Raw genomic sequence first — 1,766 nt, forward strand, 5'->3', positions numbered from 1 at the left:
ACTTTTTACTTTCAAGATTCTGTTTGGATTAGGTTGGCCAGAAATAGTAATTATTGCTGTCGTTGTTCTCCTGATATTTGGACCGAAAAAAATACCCGAATTTGGGGCAGCTTTGGGGAAAACTTTACGGGGATTTAAAGAAGAAATCAATCAAGATGATCAAGAAATTGAAGACAGTGACGAGAAGATGAGATAGATTTCGCCCTTATGAAACTCCGCTACAGCAGTTATCAGTTATCAGTTTTGAGTATTAAGTGAGCATCATCAAATAGCAGTTTTCTGCTGTCTTTTCACTGATTACTGATTACTGTTTACTGTTCACTAAATATCTGCTTCTCCCCCCACCACCACATCGCGGATACGGAGACTGGGGCCGCCGCAGCCGACCGGTAAACCACTTTGACCCCCTTTTCCGCAGCCTCCTGACTCATCCCAGTAGAAATCATCAGCAATTGCCTCAATATTGGCTAGGGTTTTAAAGACATTACCGGAGAGAGTCACATCTTTAACGGGTTCAGCAATTTCTCCATCGCGAATCATCCAAGCTTCCCCGGCGCTAAAAGTGAACATTTCGCCGTTAGTCATGCCTCCCTGCCAATTTTGGGCATAAACTCCCGTTTTTATCCCCGAAAATAACTCTTTAACGGGAGTGGTTCCCCGTTCAATCCAAGTGTTGGTCATGCGGACAATGGGCGGATAATGATAATTGAGACAACGAGCGTTACCTGTCGGTTTTTCGCCTAATTTGCCCGCCGTTTCCCGCGAATGCAGTCTTCCCACCAAAACCCCATCTTTAATTAACTGAGTCGTCGTCGCAGGGGTTCCCTCATCGTCATAAAAATAACTGCCCCGATGACCTTCCGGATGGGCCCCGTCAAAGATTTGCAGGTTATCCGGTCCGAAACGTTTGCCCATACTCATCACTTCCAAAAGGTCAGGATTTTCGTATAACATATCTGCCTCGGAAAGGTGGCCAAAAGCCTCATGGACGAACAGACCGGTTAAAATGGGATCGATGACGACGGTGTAGGTATCGCCCTTGACAGGGGGCAAAACTAGGGCTTGTACGGCCCGTTTAGCCGACCCTTGCACCTGTTCTTCTAAATTGACCAGATCCTCGAAAGCTTTTCGGGATCCTGTGGTTTCCCGGCCCGTTTGTACGCTGTCGCCATCCCTAGCGGTGGCCGAAAAACGCATTTCTACGTCTGACCATTTTTGTTCGATTAAAGTCCCGTCAGAAGTGCCTAAAAGAATATGTTGACTGCTATCGCTGTAACGGACGGAAGTGGTGGCAATACTGGGATGGTGTTGACGCAGTAAATTATTATAGCGATCGCAGAGGGCTTTTTTATCAGCTAATGGTACTAAACGGGGATCCGTTCCCGTTAAAGGCAATTCACAACTAATAATTACAGGTTCTACTGGAGCAATCAGGGTTTCTTCTTCCCCAATTAAACGGGCAGCAGCGATCGCATCTTCTAATCGTTCCTGTAAACTGGATAATTGATTAAAGCTGGCAAATCCCCAACCTCCTTTATAACAAGCGCGTACCTGACCACCTATAGCAATACCTTCGCTCAGGGTTTCCACTCGTTCGGAACGTAGTAGAATATTCGTCCCCCGCGCTTCTTCCAGACGAATTGTCAGGAAATCGACGCGGTTTTGATAACGGTTAATCAGTTCACTAATCAGGTTTTTATAATCGTTTAGAGTATCGGTCATAGGAATTAGGAAGTGGGGTGTGGGGTGTGGGGTGTGGGGTGTGG

General features: G+C 46.4%; 2 protein-coding genes. One reads left to right on the top strand and one right to left on the bottom strand.

Features of this window, described 5'->3' with window-relative positions:
• Positions 1-19 precede the first annotated feature (19 nt).
• A complete protein-coding gene (tatA, locus tag PX636_RS07450; RefSeq protein ID WP_002763330.1) occupies positions 20-196 on the top strand; it encodes a twin-arginine translocase TatA/TatE family subunit in 177 nt (58 codons plus the stop codon).
• Positions 197-321: 125 nt separating this feature from the next.
• Here tatA and PX636_RS07455 read toward each other — a convergent pair whose 3' ends face one another.
• A complete protein-coding gene (locus PX636_RS07455) occupies positions 322-1,722 on the bottom strand; it encodes a TldD/PmbA family protein (protein ID WP_288116628.1) in 1,401 nt (466 codons plus the stop codon).
• Positions 1,723-1,766 lie beyond the last annotated feature (44 nt).

Origin of the sequence: Microcystis sp. M53598_WE2, assembly GCF_030067735.1 — a bacterium.
Lineage (GTDB): Bacteria > Cyanobacteriota > Cyanobacteriia > Cyanobacteriales > Microcystaceae > Microcystis > Microcystis aeruginosa.

Excerpts from the sequence above, each read along its gene's own strand:
- PX636_RS07455 (WP_288116628.1), bottom strand. The coding sequence starts at position 1,722 with ATGACCGATACTCTAAACGATTATAAAAACCTGATTAGTGAACTGATT.